A 5,371-nucleotide genomic window follows, 5' to 3' on the forward strand; every position below is an offset into this window, starting at 1 on the left:
GATTTGGCAAAGCATCGGTCTCGCAGTTTGGCTGCCGGAACGATCACAACGCGATGGCAGCCGAGACATTCTACCTGCGCGTTGAGTCCATGGCGAACCAGATCGGCCAGGGTATCGAGGCGTTTGCTGCTCATGCCTGTGGTAGAACAATATAAGAACACGAACTGTCAAGCGTGTTGGGCGAATGCACAATCGACCTGATCGCCAAGGTGCGTGGACCAAACAACACGACGCATTGCGCTGAAACCAAAAAGCGCAATAATCCTGCACATTGCAGCTGAGGAGCACGATGCAATGGCACTCTTTGAGATAGCTCTCGATGAGCAGCTCGAGCAGGAGCTGAATGACGCGGCCCAATCCCAGCGGACCGATCAATCCGGAATCGTCCGACAGGCGCTCGCAGAGTATCTGCGGTCAGGCAAAGGCCACAGACACGACGACGATGCCATCCGGGACGATTGGCAAGACTTCTCCCGAACCGTGCAGGAAGCCCAGCGACGGGCCATCATAGACACCATCCGTACCCTGCCTGACAGAGCATGGACCTCGCAGCGCGAAACGCGCCATTTCCTGACCAAGGCGATCGAAGATGCCGACTGGGAAGAGGGCATCGAACCGATCTATGAGGCCTTGCGAGCGAAGGTCATCGAGAAGTCGCTCGCCTTCACGACCAACCCCGAGATCGAAGCCACCAACCGAAGCTTCCCATTTGCGCCCGTCATCCGGTTCGACATCGGCTTTGCAACCGATGACACGTACTCGGTCCGGCTGCCGCTGATCCAGGCATTCTTCCAGTACTACTGGGAAGCCGGCGAGGCGGCTTTCGCTGAAATACCCGCCATCTGGGAAGCTGCCAAGGCGCGCATAAATGCTGGCGAAGGGCGCCCCTCAGGCGAGGAAGCTGCAGCGGCGCGGCGCACCGCTGGCTAAACTTGGTGCTCTGGAGAACGAAGCGATTGAGTTATCTCCCACCGGACACGGAAGCCCGCTGTCATGGAAGCAGCCGGTGACGTCTCCCGACCTCTGGCCGGGACCGCGCTCTATGCCGCCCGGCGCGCGGCTGCCCTGGCTTCGCAAGGGCAGCGGTGGCGCCGCGCTGCACCGAGCCCCGGACGGGTCTCGGCCCTTTGGGTAACGATCGCTGACGCGTTGGGTCGCTGCGCGCTCGTCGGCGGCATATGCCGCCGTCTCGGCACGCAACGACCCAACCCTGTCTGGTTCCTGAGATTTCAGGCGTTCGGTCCTGCGCCCGATCGCGTGATTTTCAAGGCGGTGTCGATTCTTCCGGTAAGCTTCCGCAGAGGAGCGCATTGGGGATAGGAGCCTTCGAGAAGCACCTTCAGCTCGATCAGGAGGCTTTCCACACCGCTACGCGAGTTGGCACGGCTGAACAGCGGATCGTCTGGAGACATGTCACCATAATAGAGGTCGATGGGGTCATCCAGGGCGTTCAGTTGTTGATGCGGCACGTCGGCGTAGAGCCAATCGACGAGTACGCGCATGAGCTTGTCGACGCGCCAGTTCACCGCTCCGGGCTTGCTGTTCGATTGCAGGGTCGCCCGCAGCAAACGTCCTGCTAGCTGATGCTGAACCAGCGTCATGCTGCCATTCGGCTTGCGATCGTATCCGATCATGTCGCGGTGATAGGGGAGCGTTTGCCGGGAGGGACGCGCAACGATGGTGCCCTTTGCCTTTGCACGGCGCTTGTCTTGCGGCGTTGCCGCTTGCGGCGAGATAAAGACGTCGTGATTGGGCATCGATGACCCGGCCCAGTGCTCTGGTGTTTCTGGAGCGGGCAGTGCGTTGATGGTCCTCACCAAGGCATGGAAATCGAAGTCCTCAGTACGCTTGGAAGCGACGAAGAGGGTGCAGCGATACGGAAAGTACAGACCAGGCCAGTCTGCAGCGGCGAGATCCCAACCATTCCGCTTTGCCCACGCTGCCCGTTCATCGCTCACGCTCGGTCCGGAGTAGGGCTCGTCGATGAGTATGAACTGTCCGCTGGCCGGCAGCTTCCAATAGCTGGAATGGTCGTTGCCGGGCAATTCCTCATCGAGATCAGCCATCGCGCGGCTAGCTTCGAGATAGTCGCATGGCCGCAGGCCCGTCATCTCCATGAACCGAAGAGCACGTGCCGCCTTGCACAAACTATCGCGAGTATACTCGCGCGAGGGCCCCACCATGTCCTTCACGAGGTGGTCGGATGCAGCCACGCGCATGGATGCGAGGCCGCCGACAAGCTTGAGCTGCGCTTTTGACACCAGATCCAATAGCGGACGCGACAAAGTGACGGGCAGAGACTCCCGACCGCGCTCGAAGGTCTCCTGGTCTTCCCAGTACCCGGTCAGGAACACACGGGCCGATCTATCACCTATGGAAGTGCGGGCATGTTCATATCGGTCAAAGCCTGCACTGCGCGCGGCCAAGTCGAGGGCCCGTCGGTGAGGAATGCCGTCTCGTTTTTTCAGTTGGTTTGCGAGACGCTTGATGTTGGCCAGATTGGTCGGCCGCACGTTAGCAATCGACATGATTGTTCTCCGCGGCTTGAAATGTAGCGTCGCCCGTCAACCACCAGCACTCAAGCCCGAACAACATGTTGCAAGGCATGATGAGATATCGCGGCAGTGCTGATCAACAGCTTGGCTTGGAGACGGGCGTCATGCTCCTGCCGGGAGCGATCATCGTTTTAATCGCATCGGCTAATGGTGACAACCGTCGGCACGCCGACTTCAAGTTGAAAAGTCCGGGGAAACTGCATCCCACCTCGGGATATTCTCATACCAATGGGACCGCCGGTTAGAGCAATCCACCAGCGCTGGCTACTCAGGCCGATCGGCTTTGCTAGCGCATCCGCGAACAATGGAATGGCGGTGTTCCCGCTGTAACCCCTGCGCAGGGCCGAAGGGGCGGCCCGGCGTGGCGCCGAGGCGCCTGACCGGTCCTGCCTTCGTCTCTCTTGCTCGGGGGCGGGAACGTCTCTTCCACACACAGGAACACCTGCCGAAACGTATCGGTCTCCGGCGCTCGTCAAGGATCGCGGTTCCCCCAATTTTCCGCACGCGTGCCTACTGCGCTGCGCTTGCGGCACGCGCGCAGAAAATCGGCACCCCCACGCCCGCAGGGGCGGCGGCGAGCAGGGCTCGCCGTCCCTGACTGCACGCCTCCCGACCGATGGGTTTTCGGCCGTTCCCGATGTGGGGACGATTTCAACAATCGGAGGCTACCCATGCAAAAATTCAACAGCTTCGCTGATCTCGCCAATGCGCGCATTGAGCTCGCGGACAACCGTGACGGTATCGTCGAATCCTACGACGGTGCCTTTGTCGAGCACAGCGATCTTGCCAAGCTCAGCATCATCGATGAACCGATCGCAGCGGAAATGCCTGATCCGGACATGGCGCGCCGCGCCGTCGAGATGGCTATCGGAACGATCTTCGATGTCCTCAAGGACACGCGCATGGAGGAGTTCGCGCAGCAGCTTGCCTGGGGGATGGTCAACTCGTTTCACATGACCGCCCGTCTGGCCGAGGGACGCGAAGACGATGCCGCCAAGAAGCTGGGTGAGCTCGCTCGCCACTTTGATCCTTCGGAGATCTACGCCGTGGAGCTCGAGGAGACACAAGCGCTCTGCCAGACGCTGCAAGGATGCCGGGAAGCGCTCGAGGCAATGCGGGACCATGCTGCCGACGTCTACCGGGTCGAGACAGGCCGGGTGTTCACGGCCACGCGCGGGTCGCAGGTCAGCAAGAATGGTGTGACCGCTTCGCAGGTCCAGGCGCAGGACTACCTTGCCGCTCGGGCAAGGGATCGGCGAGCACAGTTCCAACCCGATGGCCCGCTGGTGATCGTCTCGGGCGGCCAGCAGGATTGGCACGACTTCGAGATGATCTGGGAGATCCTCGATGACATCAAGGCGCGCATCCCGACTATGGTTCTGGGCACCACTGGAATGCGCAAGGGTGTCGATGCCATGGCAAATGCCTGGGCACAGCGGAACGGGGTGCAAACCATCCTCTTCATGCCTGATCGCCGCCATGGCAACCGTGCCCCGTTCTTGCGCAATGAGAACATCGTGAAGCTCGGTCCGGTCGAGGCGATTATCGGTGAAGGGTCCGGCATCCAGTCCAACCTGGCACAGCGCCTCCGCCAGGCGGGCGTGCCGCTCCACATCCGGCGCATCAGTGATCAGCGCAAGCCAGGCTCACGCAGCCTCGGATGAGCGCTTTATGGAAGGCTCCGGCTAAGGCCGGGGCCTTCCATTTTTCTTTCGTGCGAGCACGGGCTCAGGGGGCCTCGAACCCCCCTTGCCCGTTAAGGAGAAAGACCGCTGGTGCGTGATGCTGATAGCCGATTTGAACATGTAATGCGCGGCCCGAGATCGGTGCGAAGAGCCCAACTCTGCATCGGTGCATACGCGCCTTGCAGGTCCTCTTCAGCGTGCCGCTCAGGCAGCAGCGGCGGGGGTTAGCTCCCGTGACCAGACCCTGCGGTCGGGCGCGTATCGCAGCCTTTGACGGGACCGCTCAGGGACCGGTTCTCACTCCCTGAAAGAGGAGGGGGAAAGCGAAAGGGCGAGCAGCAGCAGGAGGCAAAGATGCTCGTCAGATTCAGGGTCAAGGACACGACCACTCGGCTTCATTCCGAACCAGCGGAAATCTCCGCGCTCGAGCTCGCAAGTTTGATGAGGCGGCTGCACGCGGGCGATGCCGACATCGAAACCGACAGCCACGAATTCTCGGCTGCACCGCTCAACTTCGAGGTCAACGCAAACTCTCTTTCCCTTGCAAGCTTTGCGGCCTGCTTTGACTGGCGCGCCGAGGTGATTGCAATCGTCGAAGAGGCGCAGTTTCTTGGCCGAACGCTGCGTGTCCACTGCCCCGGCGGACCCTCGCCGATCACAATAATGGTCTCCGAGCATATCGCCCTTGCGCGCGACATCCTGCTGCCGTCAGAACTTGCCGCCAAGGTTGTGCGGGCACTGGGGCAGGGTGGCGGTCCAGAGGGGGAAATCCCGCTCGATGCGCTACGTGCCCTACTTAGCGATCACCATACCGCTGAAGCCTTTCGCAGTGCCCAGATCGAGACCGTCTTCGAAAGCCTCTCAATCCTTGCCTGCACCGATTGCGGCGAGCAGTTTCCAACGATGGAATGGGCATCGTGAGCGCGTTCTCAGGCCGAGCATTGCGCATCCGCTGAAGGGTGCATTTCGCTGACGCTTCCGAATACCCAGCGCCAACCAGATTCAGGTCGACCGACGAACAGCCTCCCGTTCGTTCGGCAAGGGGAAAGGGTGCCCGGCCTCAAGCCGCGGTGCCCTTTTCTCATGCCATGGAACCAGCGCTCTGCGCGAGGACGGAGACGCTCCCAAAGC

At 61.2% G+C, this 5,371-nt stretch carries 4 protein-coding genes; 3 read left to right on the forward strand and 1 reads right to left on the reverse strand.

What is annotated here, in order from left to right; all coding sequences use genetic code 11:
* Positions 1-294 precede the first annotated feature (294 nt).
* Positions 295-930, forward strand: a complete 636-nt coding sequence (locus Q0082_RS00065) for a hypothetical protein (RefSeq protein WP_298188490.1) — start codon at positions 295-297, stop codon at positions 928-930.
* A 299-nt stretch (positions 931-1,229) separates the two neighbouring features.
* Here Q0082_RS00065 and Q0082_RS00070 read toward each other — a convergent pair whose 3' ends face one another.
* Positions 1,230-2,528, reverse strand: coding sequence for a DUF5623 domain-containing protein (locus Q0082_RS00070; protein ID WP_298188492.1), 1,299 nt, complete (start codon positions 2,526-2,528; stop codon positions 1,230-1,232).
* 698 nt (positions 2,529-3,226) lie between these two features.
* Here Q0082_RS00070 and Q0082_RS00075 point away from each other — a divergent pair.
* Together Q0082_RS00075 and Q0082_RS00080 are read left to right on the forward strand one after the other, a co-directional pair.
* Positions 3,227-4,219, forward strand: coding sequence for a DUF2493 domain-containing protein (locus Q0082_RS00075; protein ID WP_147161304.1), 993 nt, complete (start codon positions 3,227-3,229; stop codon positions 4,217-4,219).
* A 375-nt stretch (positions 4,220-4,594) separates the two neighbouring features.
* Positions 4,595-5,161: a hypothetical protein gene (locus Q0082_RS00080; protein ID WP_298188496.1), complete on the forward strand. Its 567-nt coding sequence runs from the start codon at positions 4,595-4,597 to the stop codon at positions 5,159-5,161.
* Positions 5,162-5,371 lie beyond the last annotated feature (210 nt).

It is taken from the genome of Novosphingobium sp. (genome assembly GCF_027489515.1).
Classification (GTDB): domain Bacteria; phylum Pseudomonadota; class Alphaproteobacteria; order Sphingomonadales; family Sphingomonadaceae; genus Novosphingobium.

Excerpts from the sequence above, each read along its gene's own strand:
- Q0082_RS00075 (WP_147161304.1), top strand. The coding sequence starts at position 3,227 with ATGCAAAAATTCAACAGCTTCGCTGATCTCGCCAATGCGCGCATTGAG.
- Q0082_RS00070 (WP_298188492.1), bottom strand. The coding sequence starts at position 2,528 with ATGTCGATTGCTAACGTGCGGCCGACCAATCTGGCCAACATCAAGCGT.
- Q0082_RS00065 (WP_298188490.1), top strand. The coding sequence starts at position 295 with ATGGCACTCTTTGAGATAGCTCTCGATGAGCAGCTCGAGCAGGAGCTG.
- Q0082_RS00080 (WP_298188496.1), top strand. The coding sequence starts at position 4,595 with ATGCTCGTCAGATTCAGGGTCAAGGACACGACCACTCGGCTTCATTCC.